Source organism: Rhodococcus sp. ACT016 (genome assembly GCF_050477185.1).
Taxonomy (GTDB): domain Bacteria; phylum Actinomycetota; class Actinomycetes; order Mycobacteriales; family Mycobacteriaceae; genus Prescottella.
The window spans coordinates 889,867-907,793 of record NZ_JBEAET010000001.1 but is presented as its reverse complement, the minus strand read 5'-3'; the positions used below and the strand labels follow the sequence as shown (position 1 = coordinate 907,793).

Annotated in this window: 15 protein-coding genes and 1 tRNA gene; 9 read left to right on the top strand and 7 right to left on the bottom strand. The window is 69.1% G+C overall.

Going from position 1 to position 17,927, the window contains the following annotated elements; translation table 11 throughout:
- Nucleotides 1-12: 12 nt before the first annotated feature.
- Complete coding sequence (locus ACQ5DX_RS04315) at nucleotides 13-1,623, top strand: ATP-binding cassette domain-containing protein (protein ID WP_430331444.1); 1,611 nt, start codon at nucleotides 13-15, stop codon at nucleotides 1,621-1,623.
- Between the two features lie 7 nt (nucleotides 1,624-1,630).
- On the opposite strand, the gene ACQ5DX_RS04310 is transcribed toward ACQ5DX_RS04315, so the two are convergent.
- From ACQ5DX_RS04310 to ACQ5DX_RS04300, 3 genes are all read right to left on the bottom strand, one after another.
- Nucleotides 1,631-2,317, bottom strand: a complete 687-nt coding sequence (locus tag ACQ5DX_RS04310) for a MazG family protein (protein WP_430331443.1) — start codon at nucleotides 2,315-2,317, stop codon at nucleotides 1,631-1,633.
- The gene (gene mfd, locus ACQ5DX_RS04305; protein WP_430331442.1) at nucleotides 2,317-5,958 is read right to left on the bottom strand and encodes a transcription-repair coupling factor; all 3,642 of its coding nucleotides are present in this window, start codon (nucleotides 5,956-5,958) and stop codon (nucleotides 2,317-2,319) included. The genes ACQ5DX_RS04310 and mfd overlap by 1 nt, the downstream gene beginning before the upstream one ends.
- Before the next feature lie 142 nt (nucleotides 5,959-6,100).
- Nucleotides 6,101-6,691 carry a TetR/AcrR family transcriptional regulator gene (locus ACQ5DX_RS04300; RefSeq protein ID WP_430335541.1) on the bottom strand — a complete coding sequence of 197 codons (591 nt, stop codon included), beginning with the start codon at nucleotides 6,689-6,691 and terminating at the stop codon, nucleotides 6,101-6,103.
- Between the two features lie 173 nt (nucleotides 6,692-6,864).
- On the opposite strand from ACQ5DX_RS04300, the gene ACQ5DX_RS04295 reads away from it, so the two are divergent.
- From ACQ5DX_RS04295 to ACQ5DX_RS04270, 6 genes are all read left to right on the top strand, one after another.
- Nucleotides 6,865-6,935, top strand: a tRNA-Gln gene (locus ACQ5DX_RS04295).
- A gap of 264 nt (nucleotides 6,936-7,199) precedes the next feature.
- Nucleotides 7,200-8,678 (top strand): bifunctional UDP-N-acetylglucosamine diphosphorylase/glucosamine-1-phosphate N-acetyltransferase GlmU, encoded by a 1,479-nt coding sequence (glmU, locus tag ACQ5DX_RS04290; protein ID WP_430331441.1) that lies wholly within the window; start codon nucleotides 7,200-7,202, stop codon nucleotides 8,676-8,678.
- Nucleotides 8,675-9,655: a ribose-phosphate diphosphokinase gene (locus ACQ5DX_RS04285; protein WP_430331440.1), complete on the top strand. Its 981-nt coding sequence runs from the start codon at nucleotides 8,675-8,677 to the stop codon at nucleotides 9,653-9,655. The genes glmU and ACQ5DX_RS04285 overlap by 4 nt, the downstream gene beginning before the upstream one ends.
- A 65-nt stretch (nucleotides 9,656-9,720) precedes the next feature.
- Nucleotides 9,721-10,347, top strand: coding sequence for a DUF2461 domain-containing protein (locus ACQ5DX_RS04280; protein WP_430331439.1), 627 nt, complete (start codon nucleotides 9,721-9,723; stop codon nucleotides 10,345-10,347).
- Nucleotides 10,348-10,644: 297 nt separating this feature from the next.
- The gene (locus tag ACQ5DX_RS04275) at nucleotides 10,645-11,178 is read left to right on the top strand and encodes a hypothetical protein (protein WP_430331438.1); all 534 of its coding nucleotides are present in this window, start codon (nucleotides 10,645-10,647) and stop codon (nucleotides 11,176-11,178) included.
- A 16-nt stretch (nucleotides 11,179-11,194) separates the two neighbouring features.
- Complete coding sequence (locus ACQ5DX_RS04270; protein ID WP_430331437.1) at nucleotides 11,195-11,704, top strand: N-acetyltransferase family protein; 510 nt, start codon at nucleotides 11,195-11,197, stop codon at nucleotides 11,702-11,704.
- Here ACQ5DX_RS04270 and egtD read toward each other — a convergent pair whose 3' ends face one another.
- Genes egtD through egtA form a run of 4 tightly spaced genes read right to left on the bottom strand, consistent with a single transcriptional unit; the run spans nucleotide 11,705 to nucleotide 15,970 of the window.
- Complete coding sequence (egtD, locus tag ACQ5DX_RS04265; RefSeq protein WP_430331436.1) at nucleotides 11,705-12,676, bottom strand: L-histidine N(alpha)-methyltransferase; 972 nt, start codon at nucleotides 12,674-12,676, stop codon at nucleotides 11,705-11,707.
- 50 nt (nucleotides 12,677-12,726) lie between these two features.
- Nucleotides 12,727-13,455, bottom strand: coding sequence for an ergothioneine biosynthesis protein EgtC (gene egtC, locus ACQ5DX_RS04260; protein ID WP_430331435.1), 729 nt, complete (start codon nucleotides 13,453-13,455; stop codon nucleotides 12,727-12,729).
- Nucleotides 13,455-14,747, bottom strand: a complete 1,293-nt coding sequence (gene egtB, locus ACQ5DX_RS04255) for an ergothioneine biosynthesis protein EgtB (protein WP_430331434.1) — start codon at nucleotides 14,745-14,747, stop codon at nucleotides 13,455-13,457. Before egtB ends, egtC begins: the two co-directional genes overlap by 1 nt.
- Nucleotides 14,744-15,970, bottom strand: a complete 1,227-nt coding sequence (gene egtA, locus ACQ5DX_RS04250) for an ergothioneine biosynthesis glutamate--cysteine ligase EgtA (RefSeq protein WP_430331433.1) — start codon at nucleotides 15,968-15,970, stop codon at nucleotides 14,744-14,746. Before egtA ends, egtB begins: the two co-directional genes overlap by 4 nt.
- 87 nt (nucleotides 15,971-16,057) lie before the next feature.
- Between egtA and ACQ5DX_RS04245 the strand changes: the two genes are divergently transcribed.
- Nucleotides 16,058-17,230: an aminotransferase class V-fold PLP-dependent enzyme gene (locus ACQ5DX_RS04245; RefSeq protein ID WP_430335540.1), complete on the top strand. Its 1,173-nt coding sequence runs from the start codon at nucleotides 16,058-16,060 to the stop codon at nucleotides 17,228-17,230.
- A gap of 127 nt (nucleotides 17,231-17,357) precedes the next feature.
- Nucleotides 17,358-17,882 carry a hypothetical protein gene (locus ACQ5DX_RS04240; RefSeq protein ID WP_430331432.1) on the top strand — a complete coding sequence of 175 codons (525 nt, stop codon included), beginning with the start codon at nucleotides 17,358-17,360 and terminating at the stop codon, nucleotides 17,880-17,882.
- Nucleotides 17,883-17,927 lie beyond the last annotated feature (45 nt).

The following is a 17,927-nucleotide window of genomic DNA, read 5'->3' as shown; positions in this document are numbered from 1 at the left end:
AGAACCCCAGCAATGTCGATGACCTCCGCAGTCACCTTGAGAGACATCACTTTCGAATGGCCCGACGGCACGGTCGCGCTCGACCACGTGAGCGGCACCTTCACGACGGGTCGCACCGGACTCGTCGGCCGAAACGGGGCCGGCAAATCCACTCTGCTCCGGCTCGTTGCCGGGCTGTTCCGGCCCACGTCGGGCCGGATCGACACCGTCGGCGAGGTCGGCTACCTCCCCCAGACCCTGACGCTGGGGAAGGACTCGACCGTCGCCGAACTCCTCGGCATCGACGAGACCATCCGTGCCCTCCGGGCGATCGAGTCCGGCGATGTCGACGCACATCACTTCGACACGGTCGGCGACGACTGGGACATCGAGGCGCGTGCCGACGAGGCACTGCACGACATCGGGTTCACCGCCGCCGACCTCGACCGTCGCGTCGCCACGCTCTCCGGCGGCGAGGCCATGCTGATCGGGATCACCGGCCTGCGGGTCCGCCGCACCCCGATCACGCTGCTCGACGAGCCGACGAACAACCTCGACCGCCCCACCCGCGCGCGTCTCGCGGAGATGGTCGACAACTGGTCCGGCACGCTCATCGTCGTCAGCCACGACCTGGAACTGCTCGAACACATGGACAACACCGCCGAGTTGTACGGCAGCCGCCTCGAGGTCTTCGGCGGCCCGTACAGCGCCTGGAAGGAACACCTCGAGCAGGAACAGGCGGCGGCCGCCCAGGCGGCGCGGGCGGCCCAGCAGGCGCTCAAGGTCGAGCAGCGCCAGCGCATCGAGGCCGAGACCAAACTGGCGCGACGCGAACGCACGGCGAAGAAGACCCAGAAGGACGGCGGAATCCCCAAGATCCTCGCGGGAAATCGGGCGAGCCGAGCACAGGCGTCCGCGGGGGCGATGCGCTCGACGCTCGACGACAAGGTCGAGAGTGCCCAGGCTGCCGTCGACGCCGCGTCCCGGCGCGTGCGCGAAGACGAACACATCCACCTCGTGCTCCCGGACCCGGACGTGCCGCGGAGCCGGCGCCTCGCCGAGTTCCGCGACGGGGAGCGCACCGTCGTCGTCCAGGGCCCGGAACGCGTCGCGCTCGTCGGCCCCAACGGTGCCGGCAAATCGACGCTCGTCGAGCACCTCGTCGACGGCACCACCGGCGACCCGGACCGCGTGAGCGGTGTGTTGCTCACCGAACGCGTCGGCTACCTGCCGCAGCGACTCGACAACCTCGACGAAGCGGCGAGTGCGCTCGAGAACGTGCAGGCGGTCGCATCCGGCACGCCCGCCGGCACGATCCGAAACCAACTCGCCCGTCTGCTGATCCGCGGAAGCTCCGCCGATCGACCCGTGGCGACGCTGTCCGGTGGCGAGCGCTTCCGCGTCTCACTGGCCAAGCTGCTGCTGGCCGATCCTCCGGCACAGCTGCTGATCCTCGACGAGCCGACCAACAACCTCGACGTCACCGGCGTCGAGCAACTCGCCGAGGCGCTCGACGCCTACGGCGGCGCGATGCTGATCGTCAGTCACGACTACGAGTTCCTGCGCAAGGTCAGGATCGACGTCACTGTAGAGCTCGACGAGAAGGGACGAATCGTGAAGCACCACAACGAGTCCCCCAGCTGATGCGCGGCTACGGCCGCCAGTAGGCCAGCCAGCTCTCCGCTCCGAGTCCGCCCCACGGGACCCCGTCCGCGTGCGCGGCGGACTCGGCGGCGCGGATCCGGGCGACGAATCGCAGTGTCACCTTCCGTAGTTCGTCCTCGGCGCTGGTCTGCCCACCCAACCGCACCACCCGCAGTTCGTCGGGAACGAGTTCGTCCGGCAACCCCGCCTTGCGCGCCCGCGAGATCACCTTCTCGGCGAGCGCGAGGGCGGGCTGTTCGAGCGCGATGCCGTCGATGCAGGATTCGCGCGCCTTCTCGGCCGCCTTGCGCACCTCCCACACCCGTTCCTGCTCGGCGATGTCCACCGGCCCGACGATGTCGTCGGCCAGGTGCGGGCTGCGGTGCGCCAACTTGGTCACGAGCGTGGCGGCGACGTCGTCGACGGTGAACTCGCCCGCCGCCTCCGCGATCCGGGAGTGGAACAGCACCTGCAGCAACAGATCACCGAGCTCCTCCCGGATCGAGACCGGATCGCCGCTCTGGATCGCGTCGAGCAGTTCGTAGGTCTCCTCGAGCAGGTACGGACGCAGCGAGTCGTGGGTCTGCGTCACCTCCCAGCCGCCGAAGCTCCACAGGCGGTCCATGACCTCGACCGCCTCGATCAGGGCGTCACCGGTGCGCCACTCGTCGCGGCGCTCGCCGTCCTGGCTCATCAGACCCCGGCCTGGACACCGGTCGGCGTGCTCACGTCGACCGAACCGGCGGCCTTGCCGTCCATCGCGAGCAGGAAGTCCGCGATGTACTGCAGCAGTTCCACGTCGCGCACCCGCTCGGCTCCCACACCTCCGGAGCCGGTGCGCGGCAACGGCATCTGCACCATCCCGGTGGTGGCACGGTACTGCGCGCTCGCGTAGATCCGCTTGAGCCGCAGTTGCTTCGAGTCGGGCAGCTGCATCGGCGAGACCTTGAGTTGAGTGCCGGTGACGGCGACCTCCTCGATCCCGTACTCGCGGCACAGCAGCCGCAGTTTCGCGACCGACACCAACCGGCCCACCTCCTCGGGCAGCGGACCGTACCGGTCGACGAGTTCCTCGACGACCGCCGCGATGGCGTCGGTGTCGGTGGCCGCCGCGAGCTTGCGGTAGCCCTCGAGCCGGAGGCGGTCACTGGTGACGTAGTCGGGCGGGATGTGCGCGTCGACCGGCAGGTCGATCCGCACCTCCTTCGTCTCCGGCTCGGTCGTGACGGGTCGGCCGTCGGCGATCGCGCGGTACGCCTCGACGGCCTCGCCGACCAGGCGCACGTACAGGTCGAAACCGACGCCCGCGACGTGACCGGACTGCTCTGCGCCGAGGACGTTTCCGGCGCCGCGGATCTCGAGGTCCTTCATCGCCACGGCCATGCCGGCACCCAGGTCGGAGTTCTGCGAGATGGTGGCGAGCCGGTCGTAGGCGGTCTCGGTGAGCGGCTTCTCCGACGGGTACAGGAAGTACGCGTAGCCACGCTCACGGCTGCGGCCGACGCGACCGCGCAGCTGGTGCAGCTGCGACAGACCGAGCGAATCGGCCCGCTCGACGATGAGGGTGTTGGCATTGGAGATGTCGAGGCCGGTCTCGATGATCGTGGTGCAGACCAGTACGTCGAACTCGCGCTCCCAGAAGCCCTGCACGGTCTTCTCGAGCGTCTCCTCGTTCATCTGACCGTGTGCGACCACCACCCGCGCCTCGGGGACGAGATCGCGGATTCGCTTCGCGGCCTTGTCGATCGAGCTGACCCGGTTGTGCACGTAGAAGACCTGACCGTCGCGCAGAAGTTCACGGCGGATCGCGGCGGCCACCTGCTTGTCCGCGTACCCGCCCACGTACGTGAGGATCGGATGCCGCTCCTCGGGCGGGGTCAGGATGGTCGACATCTCACGGATGCCGGCCATGCTCATCTCGAGCGTGCGCGGGATCGGCGTGGCCGACATGGTCAGCACGTCGACGTGCGTGCGCAGCGCCTTGATGTGTTCCTTGTGCTCCACACCGAAGCGCTGTTCCTCGTCGACGATCACCAGGCCGAGGTCCTTCCAGCGGACGCCGGTCTGCAGCAGGCGGTGGGTGCCGACGACGACGTCGATCTCGCCCTCCGCGAGCTGCGCGATGATCTCCTTGGACTCGGCGGCATCGGTGAACCGGGACAGTCCGCGCACCTTCACCGGGAACGACGCCATCCGCTCGGAGAACGTCTGCAGATGCTGCTGCGCGAGCAGCGTCGTCGGCACCAGCACCGCAACCTGCTTGCCGTCCTGAACGGCCTTGAACGCGGCCCGGACCGCGACCTCGGTCTTGCCGTAGCCGACGTCACCGATCACGACGCGGTCCATCGGGACCGGCTTCTCCATGTCGGCCTTGACCTCGTCGATGACGGTGAGCTGGTCGTGCGTCTCGGTGAACGCGAACGCGTCCTCCATCTCCTTCTGCCACGGGGTGTCGGGACCGAAGGCGTGACCGGGCGCCGCCTGCCGGGCCGCGTACAGCTGCACGAGCTCGCCCGCAATTTCGCGAACTGCCTTGCGCGCCTTGCGCTTCGTGTTCTGCCAGTCGGACCCGCCCAGCTTGGACAGGGCGGGCATCTCGCCGCCCACGTAGCGCGAGAGCTGGTCGAGCGACTCCATCGGGACGAACAGCCGGTCGCCCGGGTGCCCGCGCTTGCTGGCCGCGTACTCGATGACGAGGTACTCGCGGCGAGCGCCGCCGATGGTGCGCTCGACCATCTCGACGAACCGGCCGATGCCGTGCTGATCGTGGACCACCATGTCGCCGGCGGTCAGCGCCAGCGGGTCGACCTGGTTGCGCCGCTTGGCGGGCATCTTCTTGCCGTCACCGGCCGCCGCGACCCGATTGCCGGTCAGGTCGGCCTCGGTGACGATCACCAGGCCGGGGATCCCGGCGGCCTCGTCGCCCGGCAGCACCAACCCCTCGTGCAGCGATCCGCACAGCACCCCGACAAGCCCGCGCGCCGGTTCGGCGCCCGGCGCGAGTTCACCCGCGGGGACGTCGGCGTCGCGCAGTCGTTCCAGCACCCGGTGCGCGGTGCCCGAGCCCGCGACGACGACCACCGCTCGGCCACCCGTCGTCACGTGCGCGCGCAGGTTCACGAACAGCATCGACAGCAGCTCGTCGGACCCGCGCACCTCGGGCGCCGACTGCACCGGCAGCACCATCTCGTCGTCGCGGCCGGACGCGAGCGGACTGATGGTCCACCACGGGCGTCCCTGCGCCTCCGCGGTCTCCCGCACCTGCCGCAGCGACCGATACGCCGATGCTCCGAGATCGATGCCGCCGCCGAGGACCGACGTGTCGATCGGCGCGGCGCCGCCGATCGAGGCCGCCGTCCACGACGCCTCCAGGAACTCCTGACCGGTGCGCACGAGATCCGTTGCGCGGGTGCGGATCTTCTCCGGATCACACAACAGGACGTGGGTGTCGCGCGGCAGCACCTCGGTGAGCAGCTGCAGCTCACCCGGCTGCAGCAGCGGCAGCAGGGCCTCCATGCCCTCGACCGGGATGCCGGCCGAGAGCTTGTCGAGCATCTCGACCAGCGCCGCGTCGGCCGGGTTGTCGGCCGCGAGCTGCGCGGCACGGTCGCGCACCGACTCGGTGAGCAGCAGTTCCCGGCACGGCGGCGCGATGACCGTGGCGAGCTCGAGTTCGGGCAGCGAACGCTGGTCGGCGACCGAGAACGCGCGCAGCTCGGTGACCTCGTCACCCCAGAACTCGACACGCACCGGATGGTCCGCGGTGGGCGGGAAGATGTCGAGGATGCCGCCGCGGACCGCGAACTCGCCGCGCTTGCCGACCATGTCGACGCGGGTGTACGCGAGCTCGACCAGGCGGGAGATCAGGGTGTCGAAGTCGTGTTCGGCACCGACCCGCAGGATGACCGGCTCGATGTCACCCAACCCCGGCGCCATGGGCTGTACGAGCGAGCGCACCGTGGTGACGATCACCCGCAGCGGCGGGCCGTACTCGGAGTCGTCGGGACGCGTCAACCGACGCAGCACCTGCAGCCGGCGTCCGACGGTGTCGGCGCTCGGAGAGAGCCGCTCGTGCGGGAGGGTCTCCCACGACGGGAACTGCGCGACGGCGTCACCGATGATCTCCCGCAGCTCGACGGTGAGGTCGTCGGCCTCCCGCCCGGTCGCGGTGACCAGCAGCAGCTGCGTCTTCTCGGCGAGCGCCGTCGCGACGAACGGGCGCACCGGGTTGGGTGCGACGATGTCGACGGCCGCGCGACCCACACTGTCGAGCACCCGACCGATCGCGGCGTCCGCGAGGGCTGTCCGCGCGAGCCCGGCTAGCGGTGTGGGCACACCGGCAGGGGCCACGGACGGAGCTGAAGAGGACACGGAAGACAACGACGGCGCTCCTGATGTCGTGAAATGCAGACTTTTCGATTCTAGGCGCGCGGACCGACACGGAGCCCGGCACCCGGCACGGTCCCGTACGGACGGATCACTCCCCGAGCTGCGGATCCGCCTCGAGGTTCGTCAACCCGTTCCAGCACAGATTCACCAGGTGCGCGGCGACGACCTCCTTCGACGGGGCCCGCTCGTCGAGCCACCACGTCGCGGTCGTCGAGACCATGCCGACGAGGGCCTGGGCGTACAACGGCGCGAGTTCGGGGTCGAAGCCCCGGCGGGCGAAATCCCCGGCCAGTATGTGTCCGACCTGTCGGACGGCCTCGTTGAGCAGACTCGAGTACGTTCCCTCGGGGGCCGCGACCGGCGAGTCGCGCACGAGGATCCGGAACCCGTCGGTGCGCTCTTCGACATAGGTCAGCAGCGCCAGCGCCACCCGCTCGATCCGGACCCGTGAGCGGTTCTGTGTCAGCGACGACGTGACCATCTCGAGCAGCTTCGACATCTCCCGGTCCACGACGACCGCGTAGAGACCTTCCTTGCCCCCGAAGTGTTCGTAGACCACGGGCTTGGACACCTGCGCGCGGGCCGCGATCTCCTCAATCGAGGATGCCTCGTACCCGCGTTCCGCGAAGAGCGTCCGGCCGATCTCGATCAACTGTTCCCGACGTTGCGTCCCCGTCATCCGGGTCCGCGGTGCACGCTCGGGGTTCGAGGACTCCCGTGCTGGTCGCGACACTCGAGGTAACCGTCCTTTCCGACACGCCGCGGGCGAATTTTTCGAGCAGTTCGACGCGCGGCGCGTCGGCATGCGAGGATCGTTCCCGCGCTGCGAGCGCCAGCTCGCCCGCGCGGTAATCCGCCGTAGTGTAATGGCAGCACCTCTGATTTTGGTTCAGATAGTTCAGGTTCGAGTCCTGGCGGCGGAGCCCATCAACCCACCCGGCCCCACCCGGCTGTGATTCCGGACACCCCGATCCGACCGTGCGGTCCTATCGCGTTACCTTCCCGCTAACTCGTGCGGCGACTGGCCCGATCCGGCGCGCGCAGATCCACCGGCGACCGCGCTCACGCACCGCTACGCTCGGGCACGTTGCTGTGGTGTGAACCGCTCGCGATATTCTTTTCCGGAACGTGTGCGACGAGTCCGGCCGCCCCGGCGGCTAAGCGTAGATCGACTTCGAGGGAGCTTCATGCCATCGCAGACCGCTGTCATCGTCCTCGCCGCCGGTGCAGGGACTCGAATGCGGTCGAAGACCCCCAAGGTGCTGCACACCCTGGCAGGTCGATCGATGCTCGCCCACTCGCTCCATGCCGCCGCCGCGGTCGACCCCACCGAACTCGTGACTGTGATCGGGCACGATCGGGAGGCGGTCGGTGCCGCCGTGGACGCGGTCGCCAAGGACCTCGGACGAGCCGTCGCGACCGCCGTCCAGCACGAGCAGAACGGCACCGGTCACGCCGTCGGCTGCGGACTGACCGCGCTGCCCGACGACTTCGACGGCACCGTGCTGGTGACCGCCGCGGACGTCCCACTACTCGATGCCGACACGCTCCGCGCCCTGCTCGGGACCCATACCGCCGAGCCGGCGGCCGCGGTGACCGTCCTCACCTCGACGGCACCCGATCCCACCGGTTACGGACGCATCCTGCGGACCACGGACGGCGAGGTCGCCGCGATCGTCGAGCAGGCCGACGCCACCGAGGCACAGCGCGCGATCACCGAGGTCAACTCCGGGGTCTACGCCTTCGACGCGGCCACGCTCCGCGGCGCGCTGGCGTCCCTGAGTGCGGACAACGCGCAGGGCGAGCTGTACCTGACGGACGTCATCGCGATCGCCCGACAGGCCGGGAAAACCGTTCGGGGGCAGCACATCGCAGACAGCCAGCTGGTGGCCGGCGCGAACGACCGCGTCCAGCTCGCCACTCTCGCAAAGGAACTGAACAGACGGATCCTCGAGCGGCACATGCGCGCCGGCGTCACCGTCGAGGACCCGTCCAGCACGTGGGTCGACGTCGACGTGACGATGGACCGGGACGTGACCCTGCGCCCGGGCGTGCAGCTCCGCGGCTCCACCGACATCGGCGAGGACGCCGTGATCGGCCCCGACACCACGCTCACCGACGTCACCGTCGGCAAGGGTGCGTCGGTGATCCGGACGCACGGCGACGATGCGGTGATCGGCCCCGACGCGACCGTCGGCCCCTACACGTACCTGCGCCCCGGCACCGTCCTGGGCGCGTCCGGAAAGCTCGGCGCCTTCGTCGAGACCAAGAACGCCGACATCGGCGCGCACTCGAAGGTGCCGCACCTCACGTATGTCGGGGACGCGACTGTCGGCGAGCACAGCAACATCGGAGCATCCAGCGTTTTCGTGAACTACGACGGTGTGAACAAGAGCCGCACCGTCGTCGGTTCGCATGTACGCACCGGATCCGACACGATGTTCGTCGCCCCGGTTCAGGTCGGGGACGGCGCCTACACGGGCGCGGGTACCGTCCTGCGCAACAATGTTCCGCCGGGGGCGCTCGCCGTCTCGGGCGGAAAGCAACGCAACATCGAGGGTTGGGTCGAGCGCAACAGGCCCGGCACTCCCGCCGCGGAGGCGGCGGCACTAGCACTCCAGCAAGATACCGATCGGCAAGAACCAAAGGATGGCGAAGACCAGTGAGCGCGATATCCAGCGACGTGCAGAAGAACTTGATGCTCTTCTCGGGCCGCGCACACCCCGAACTGGCGGAGCAGGTGGCCAAGGAACTGGACATCAAGATCACGCCGCAGACGGCTCGTGACTTCGCCAACGGCGAGATCTTCGTCCGGTTCGAGGAGTCGGTGCGAGGCTCGGATGCCTTCGTGCTGCAGAGCTTCCCCGCCCCGCTCAACCAGTGGCTCGTCGAACAGCTGATCATGATCGACGCCCTCAAGCGTGGATCCGCCAAGCGCATCACCGCGATCCTGCCGTTCTACCCGTATGCGCGCCAGGACAAGAAGCACCGCGGTCGCGAGCCCATCTCCGCTCGCCTGATCGCCGACCTGCTCAAGACCGCCGGCGCCGACCGCATCATCACGGTCGACCTGCACACCGACCAGATCCAGGGCTTCTTCGACGGACCGGTCGACCACATGCACGCTCTCGGTCAGCTGGCCGACTACGTGCGCGACAACTACGGCACCGAGAACATCTGCGTCGTGTCCCCCGACGCGGGCCGCGTGAAGGTCGCCGAGAAGTGGGCCGACGCCCTCGACGGCGCGCCGCTGGCGTTCGTCCACAAGACCCGTGACCCGCTGGTGCCGAACCAGGTGAAGTCCAACCGCGTTGTCGGTGACGTGAGCGGCCGCACCTGCGTGCTGATCGACGACATGATCGACACCGGCGGCACCATCGCGGGCGCCGTCGAGGTCCTGAAGAACTCGGGCGCCGGCGACGTCATCATCGCCACCACGCACGGTGTGTTCTCGGACCCGGCCGCCGAGCGTCTCGCGAACTGCGGCGCCAAGGAGGTCATCGCGACCAACACGCTGCCGATCCCCGAGGAGAAGCGGTTCCCGACGCTCACGGTCCTCTCGATTGCTCCGCTGCTCGCGCGGACCATCCAGGAGGTCTTCGAGAACGGCTCGGTGACGTCCCTCTTCAACGGCATCGCCTAGATCCGTTTCCTCGCCCGTGCCCGGTTCGCTGCTGGCGGACCGGGCACGGGCGTAGTGTTTCCGGTGTGTTCTCCGGCTTCCCGACCACCGCACTGGATTTCTACGAGGACCTCGAGGCCGACAACAGCAAGGCCTTCTGGACCTCCCACAAGTCGATCTACGACACCGACGTGCGCGCACCCATGGTCGAGTTGCTTGCCGAACTCGAACCGGAATTCGGGTCCGGCAAGGTCTTCCGGCCCTACCGCGACGTCCGGTTCTCGAAGGACAAGTCGCCGTACAAGACCCATCAGGGTGGGTTCGTCGAGGCGTGCCCCGGTGTCGGTTTCTACGTACAGGTCGACGCGTCCGGGTTGTTCGTGGCCGGCGGCTACTACTCGCACACCTCCGAGCAACTCGCGCGCTACCGCGAGGCCGTCGACGACGAGCGGCACGGCCGCGCCCTGCAGCGGGTCGTGCGCAAACTCGAGTCGTCGGGATTCGACATCGGCGGTGACTGCCTCGCGACGAGGCCACGCGGTGTCGCCGCCGACCATCCACGCATCGAACTGCTCCGGCACCGCTCCCTCACCGCCGGGTCGAATCCGGGCTGCCCGGACTGGCTGGGCACGCCCGACGCGGCCGATCACGTGCGGCAATCCTGGCGCGCGATGCGCCCCCTCGTGGATTGGTTCACCGGAGTATTCGGCTGATGGAAGCGACGTGACGCTCGAGCGGAGAACTCGTGTGGCACAAGACTTTGCCGCCCCGGGTCCCTGTCGAACATGAGTTTGGTCACGCGCAGAGAGAAAAGTGGACCTCGGTGTAGCCGGGCGCGAAGCGGTGCCTTATTGTGGCTCGTCGTGATCGACGCGCAGACCCTGGAAAGCCCAGCCGCAAGCCCTGAAATCTCCAACAGCCAACCGGTTCGCCGATGGACTCCCGGGTCTTGTGTGTGGTGTGGAAGCGACGATTCGATCGAGGAGTTCCGCAACGAGCCGCGTTGCGGTGTGTGCCGCGAGCACGAGGGCATCATCGACGAGGCCCGCAAGTTCATGGGCATGTACGGTCTGCGCCCGATCGGCGGCACGTTGCAGTCCGACGACGAGGAAGAGCGTGAGTGGCGCGTCGCCGCACGCGACGCCCGTGCCGCGCTGAACGGGATCCGTCTGGCCGAGCCGCCGGACCCGGCCCTCGTCCGCAAGTCGATGCGTCCCAAGGCCGCTCGCATCGTCAGCGCCTTCGACGCCGAGTCCGCGCCGGCCCGTAAGGCGCCCGCCCGTCCCCGCACGACGCCGTCCGCTCCGGCTCCGACACCCACCGCGGCCGTCGCACCGGCGAAGAAGCTCGACGTCGCGGCGCTCGAGGAGCGCGTGACCGGCCTGTTGGAGCAGCTCACCAAGGTCGATGCGCAGATCGGGCTCGCCGAGTCCGCGCAGGGGCTGGCGGCGCGTGCCCGCCTCAACGACCTCAACAGCCAGAAGGCGACCATCCTCCGCACGCTCGCCGCCCTGGAGAAGGCGCGCCGCAGCGCGGGCGCGTAGGAGACACACGATTCACATGCTCGTCCGTGACGCCGTCGACAGCGATCTCCCCGAGATCCTCGAGATCCATAACGAAGCCGTCGCCAACTCGACGGCGATCTGGGACGAGACTCCCGCCGACCTCGACGAGCGGCGGTCGTGGTTCGACGACCGCCGCCGCCACGGGTTCCCGATCCTGGTGGCCGACATCGATGGCCGCGTCGCGGGTTACGCGTCCTACGGCGTGTGGCGACCGAAGAGCGGTTACCGGCACACCGTCGAGAACTCGGTGTACGTGCACGTCGACTTCCACCGTCGCGGCATCGCGACGGCTCTGATGACCGAGCTGATCGAGCGGGCCCGCGCCGGCGGCGTCCACGTGATCGTCGCGAGTGTCGAGTCGACGAACACCACGTCCATCGCGCTGCACGAGCGCTTCGGCTTCCGGGTGGTCGCCCAGATGCCGGAGGTCGGTCGCAAGTTCGGCCGCTGGCTGGACATGACCTACATGCAGTTGACGCTGGCCGATCCCTACGTGGACGCCTAGTCAGCCACGGCGGGCACAGACCAGCGCGAAACGCCGGTCCGAGTCGGTCCAGGTGAGGACGTCGTCGAATCCGGCGGCCGCGAGTTCGGCGCGGATACCGTCCTCCCGGAACTTGGCGGAGATCTCGGTGCGCATCTGCTCTCCCGAGCCGAACGGCACGGTGAGGCCGAGATCCGCTACGCGCACGGTCATCTCGGCCGTCGCCTCGAGCCGCATCTCGATCCACTCGTTGTCCGGGTCCCACACCGCGAGGTGCCGGAACCGTTCCAGCTCGAAGTCGGCCCCCAACTGTTTGTTCAACACCGAGAGCACGTTGAGGTCGAACTGCGCGGTCACCCCGGCCGCGTCGTCGTACGCCGGAACCAATACCGCCGGGTCGGTCACCAACGCGACACCGAGCAACAGGTGCTCGCCGGATTCGAGGACGTCGGAGATACCGGCGAGGAACGCGCGGCGCTCGTCGGGCACCAGGTTGCCGAGCGTGCCGCCGAGGAACGCGATCATCCGGCGTCCCCCACGGGGCAGATGGTGCAGTGACTCGGTGAAGTCCCCGACGACCCCGTGCACTCGGATCTCGGGGAACTCCTTCGCGATGCGCCACGTGGCTTCGCGCAACGCGCTCTCCGAGACGTCCTGTGGGACGTACCGTTCCAGCGAGCCCCCCACCCCCAGTTCCCCGAGCAGCAGCCGCGTCTTCTCCGACGACCCCGACCCGAGTTCGACCAGGATCTCCGGTACCGCAACGTCGGCGATCTCGCGTGCGTGGGCCTCGAGCAGCGCCCGTTCGGTCCGCGTCGGGTAGTACTCCGGCAGCCGCGTGATCCGCTCGAACAGCTCGCTGCCACGCGCGTCGTAGAACCACTTGGGTGGCAACCACTTGGGCGACGACGTCAGCCCGCGCGCGGCGTCCGTCCGCAGCGCCGCGGTCAGCTGCTCGGGTGCGATGTGAACCTCCAGGGTCGGTGCGCTCACCGGTTCTCCTTTTCTGTTCCGGATGTCGGTTCGGGAAGTCGGTTCGAATGTCACATCGGGGTCGCTATCAGGTGACCGGGTCGAGCGGTGACGATGTGGCCGTCGGGTATCTCCTTCCAGTTGTGGTTGCGGTCGTACGGCTCGGAGCTCAGGATCGCGCGGTCGTCGTCGACGAGGGCCGACAGCGAGTGGTCCCACGTCGTGGCCCACAGCTGTCGCCCGTCCCCGACCAGCATGTTCAGTTTCGATCCGGGTGCGGCCTCGGTCACCAGCGCGGTGACCTGCATCAGCGCGACCTCCGGGCTGTTGTCGCGCAGCGCGTCTCGCACGAGCAACCACAGCAGGGCCGAGTCGGTGGGCGCTTCCAGTCCCAGCAGATCGACGGTGGGGACACTCCGGGCGGGCTCGACCATCGACTCGGGCCAGCCGACGATCCGCCCGTTGAGGCTGAACGCCCAGTGCCCTGAGACGAAAGGTGCACACGCGCTGCGTTCGACCGGCATTCCCACGGTCGCCGACCGGATCGCCGCAAGGACGGCATGCGAGCGCACCCGCGAAAGCATCTCGGGCAGAGCGGGGTCCGACCAGATCGGCATCGCGCTGCGGTAGCGCGAGAGTGTCGGCCCCCACCACGCCGCACCGAACCCGTCGGCGTTGATGGTGCCGCCGCCGCGCATGTCGCGCGGATCCCACGACTGCCGCAGCAGCGAGAACTCGCCCGCCGTGATCACCTCGCGCACCGAGCGCGTCGGACCGACGTAGCCGAGATGTCGACACATCACGTGTCCCTCGCACAGCGGAAGCCGACGAAGATCTGGCGGCGGATCGGGTGGTCCCAGTTCCGGAAGGTGCCCCGGCACGCCACGGGGTCGGTGCCGAACGACCCACCGCGCAGAACGCGATAGTCACCACCGAAGAACACCTCCGAGTACTCCCGGTACGGGAAGGCCGCGAAGCCCGGGTACCCGGTGAACGGCGAGGACGTCCATTCCCACACGTCGCCGATCAACTGGCGCACGCCCGCCGGGGACGCCCCCTTGGGGTAGGACCCGACCGGGGCGGGGCCGAGATGCCGCTGTCCGAGGTTCGCTCGTCTGTGGTCGGGTTCGTCGTCGCCCCAGGGGAACCGGCGCGAGCGACCGCTGGCCGGATGCCAGCGCGCCGCCTTCTCCCACTCGGCCTCGGTGGGTAGCCGCTTGCCGGCCCATCGTGCGAAGGCCTGCGCCTCGAACCAGCAGACGTGCATCACCGGTTCGTCCGGCGGCACCGGCTCGAGCACCCCGAAGCGGTGCCGCCACCAGTGCCCACTGCCGTCGTCGAGCCAGAACTGCGGAGCCTCGAGCCGAGATTCGACACGATGCCGCCATCCACATTCGCTCCACAGTTCACGACGTCGGTAACCGCCGTCCTCGACGAACTCCACGTAGTCGGCGTTGCTCACCGGGACGGTGTCGATCGCGAACTCGTCGACGAACACGCGGTGCGCGGGCCGCTCGTTGTCGAGCGCCCACGGGTCGTCCGAGGTACCCATCACGAATTCACCTGCGGGGATGACGACTTCGCGCTCTCGAACGGGAGTGACCGCGGCGGGGACCGGCAGCGCGGTCAGCACGGCCGGTCCGCCACGCAGCTGATGGGTCGCGAGCATCGTCTCGTCGTGCTGTTGTTCGTGCTGCGCGATCATCGCGAACGCGAACCCGTTCTCCTCGAGACGACGTCCACGAAACCTGCTCGCGTCCAACACGTCCCATGCCTTCTCACGAACCTCCCCGACGTAGCGCCGGGCCTCGTTCGGTGCCAGCAGCGGAAGCGACGGACGCGTGGACCGGGCGTGCTTGAACGCGTCGTACAGCTCGTCGATGTCGCTCCGGACCGCGTCGCGACCGCCGACGTCGCGGACCAGCCACAGCTCCTCCTGGTTCCCGATGTGGGCCAGGTCCCACACGAGAGGGCTCATCAACGGTGAGTGCTGCGCAACGAGGTCCGCGTCGTCGACGCACTCGGTGAGCGCGTCGGTGCGCCGACGGGCGCGCGACAGCGCCGATGAGAGCTGGTCACGCAGCCCGCTCACGACGCTTCCCCGCTCGGGCGCGCGCCCCCGCGACACCGGCGCGCCGCCGCGGCGAGTTCCGCGGCCAGTGCGCCGTCCGGCGCGTACTCGGCGGCCAGTTCGAGCAGCGCCGTCGCATCGGCGCGGAGTTCGGCATCGGCGAGCCCGTCACGGGCGGCATCCCACCACCGGCCGCGCGTCGACATCGCGACGTCGACGGCCTCCGGCGCGATCAGCAGCGCCTCGAGCGCCGCCACCGGCAACCGCCACCGGTCCCCCGGCTGCGTGTCGATGTACCGCACCTCGAGGTGGCCGACGGCACGCACCGGCGGAAACACCGTTGTCAGGTGGTAGTCGAGGTCGGCGTGCGTCGGACGGCGGCCCAGTTCGTCGTCGAGCGCACCGTCGATCCAGTCGGCGAACGTCGCGCCGGGGGGTGCCGTCCAGCAAGGCCCGTCGCGCATGACGCACAGCAGCGGGACGTCGAGCACCCAACGTGCATACTCGCCGATCGGGTCCACCGAGAACTCCCCGGACACCGACGGCCCCATCGTGCGGGAGCGATCGAGCTCGAGCCACGTCCGCATCCGCTGCGACGCCCACTCTCCCGGGGGCACGCCGCACAGCCGCGGCGAGCAGGAGAAGGCTGCGACGAGGGCGGGCCCGACGGTGTGCAGGAGGTCCCAGCGCTGCGCCACCTCGGCTCGGTCCTCCCCGGCGTCGACGCTCACCTGGACGGCCGCGGTGTTGCACATCATGAGCTTGCCGAACGGGCCGATGCTCTCGAATCTCTCCTCCATCGCCCGATATCGAGGCAGCTGCAGCAGCCGCTCCGCGTCCCGGCGGGTGTCGGCCGCGTGCGCGTGCATGGTGATGGAGCGGGTGGCGAGAAGTGCGCGCAGAGTGAGTTCGTCGGAGGCGAGGGCGTCGCAGAGTGTTGCGGCGTTGTCGCGGGGCGCGCTGGAGAGTTCGATCTGGCCGCCGGGTTCGACGGTGACGAGACTGCCGGACGGCAGGGGGAACGCGGGGGAATCGGGGACGAGCGATCGCGGGGCATGTGGCCCGAGAGCTGCGGCGATGGATGCCAGCTCGGGGCGGACGGACGAGGGGCTGTCGCGGTCGGTGAGCCATTCGAGTTCGGCACCGATCAGCCGCGGCGGACCCAGCTTGAAACACACCCCGCCGACGTAGGACTCGGCCGCGGGACGTGAGGTGAAACCGGTGGACTCGACTGCGACAACCATGCCATCCTCCCCTCGGGAGCGGTCGAGCGTCCTCCTCGAGGGTAGAGCCCGCTCTCCATCGTGGCTACCGATCGGGAGGAATTGCCGATGCTCGACCTCGAACACCTCCGACGGGACACTCCGGGATGTCTGGAACGGGTGTTTCTCGACAGCGCAGGGTCCTCGCTGCCGCCGCAACCGGTGCTCGCGACCGTGATCGGGCATCTGCGGCGCGAGGCCCAGGTGGGCGGGTACGTCGCCGCCGCCGAACGCGCAGACGACCTCGCCGCGGTACGCGTGTCCCTGGCGCGGCTGATCGGCGCTTCGCCTGGGCAGATCGCGCTGATGGACAGCGCCACCAGGGCATGGTCCGAGTTCGTGTCCGCAATCGGCTTCGGGTCGGGCGATCGGATCCTGATCTCGCAGGTGGAGTACGCCAGCAACGCCATCACCGCGCTGCACCGCGCCCGCGCGACGGGCGCAACCGTCGAGGCGGTGCCGAGCGATCCCAAGGGCCGCATCGATCTCGAGGCCCTGGATCGGATGCTCGACGAGCGGGTCCGGCTCGTCTCGCTGGTCCACGTGCCGACCAACGGCGGGTTGATCAATCCGATCCGGGAGGTCGTCGAACTCGCACACCGCCACGGCGCGCTGGTGCTGCTGGACGCGTGTCAGTCGGTGGGCCAGATTCCGATCGATGTCTCGATGCTGGGGGTCGACGCCCTTTCGACGACCGGACGGAAGTGGCTGCGCGCACCCCGCGGAACCGGATTCCTCTATGTACGTGAGGAACTCGTGAGATCGATCGAGCCGTCCGCACTCGACCTACACAGCGCCGAATGGACTGCGCCCGGCGAGTACCGGCCGGCGCCCGACGCTACGCGGTTCGAGTTGTTCGAGTGCGACGTCGCGGCGCGGCTCGGACTCGGCGCCGCCGCCGAGTACCTCCTCGGCATCGGGATCGACTACGCCGCAGGCGCAATCGCCGATCGCGCCGAGAGGATGCGTAGCGACCTGAGCGATCTCCGCGGCGTGACCCTCCGCGATCTCGGTACCGACCGCAGCGGGATCGTGACCTTCACCGTCGACGGCAGCGATCCGCACGAGGTTCGAGAACAGCTGGCGCGCAAGCAGATAACGGTCACCGTGAGCGGACGGTCGTCGACGTTGCTGGACATGCAGGCCCGTGGTCTCGACGGCGTCGTGCGCGCATCGGCACACTACTTCGTGTCCGACAGCGACATCGACAGATTCCTGACGGCGGTCGCGGACCTCGAATGACCCTTCCGCCACATCCGACTCTCCAGTAACGATTCGGACAATTAATTCGCAAGGCTCACGTAATAGATCCGGCTCCAGTGGTACCCATTTGTCCTGCATGTACCAATCACTGGGGAGGAATTGAGTTATGCGACGCACCAGAACCACCGTCGTCGGGGCGGGCATCATCGCCGCAGGCCTGCTATTGACCGGATGCAACGACGAGGACGGAACGGCGGTCTCCGAGACGACGACCACCACCTCGACCACCACCACACCGAGCACGACCAGCCCCGCTCCGACCACGGCCGCCGATGAGGCGCAGCAGCCCGCCGCCGGCACCGGCGACGGCGCGAACCCCCCGGCGGCCGGCACCGGGAACCGGAGCGGCGGACAGGCCGCGGCGGGCGGTGCCCCGGCCCCCGCCCCGGCACCCGCACCCGCACCCGCACCGGGCGGCGATCAACCGGCACCCGGTGGCGACGTGAAGGATCCGACACCTCCCGCCGGCGAAGGCACCGGCGACTCGGACAACTCCGGGGGCGACGACCAGCAGGACCCGGACGGCACCGAGTCGGACGGCACCGGTGGTGGCGAGTCGGAGACCGACAACGGGGACACCGGCGGCACCGACGGCAGCGGGACCGAGACCGAGGCGCCGTCGAACGGATGATCGGTCCGAAAGTGGCGCACCGCGACAGGTGCGCCACTTTCGTCT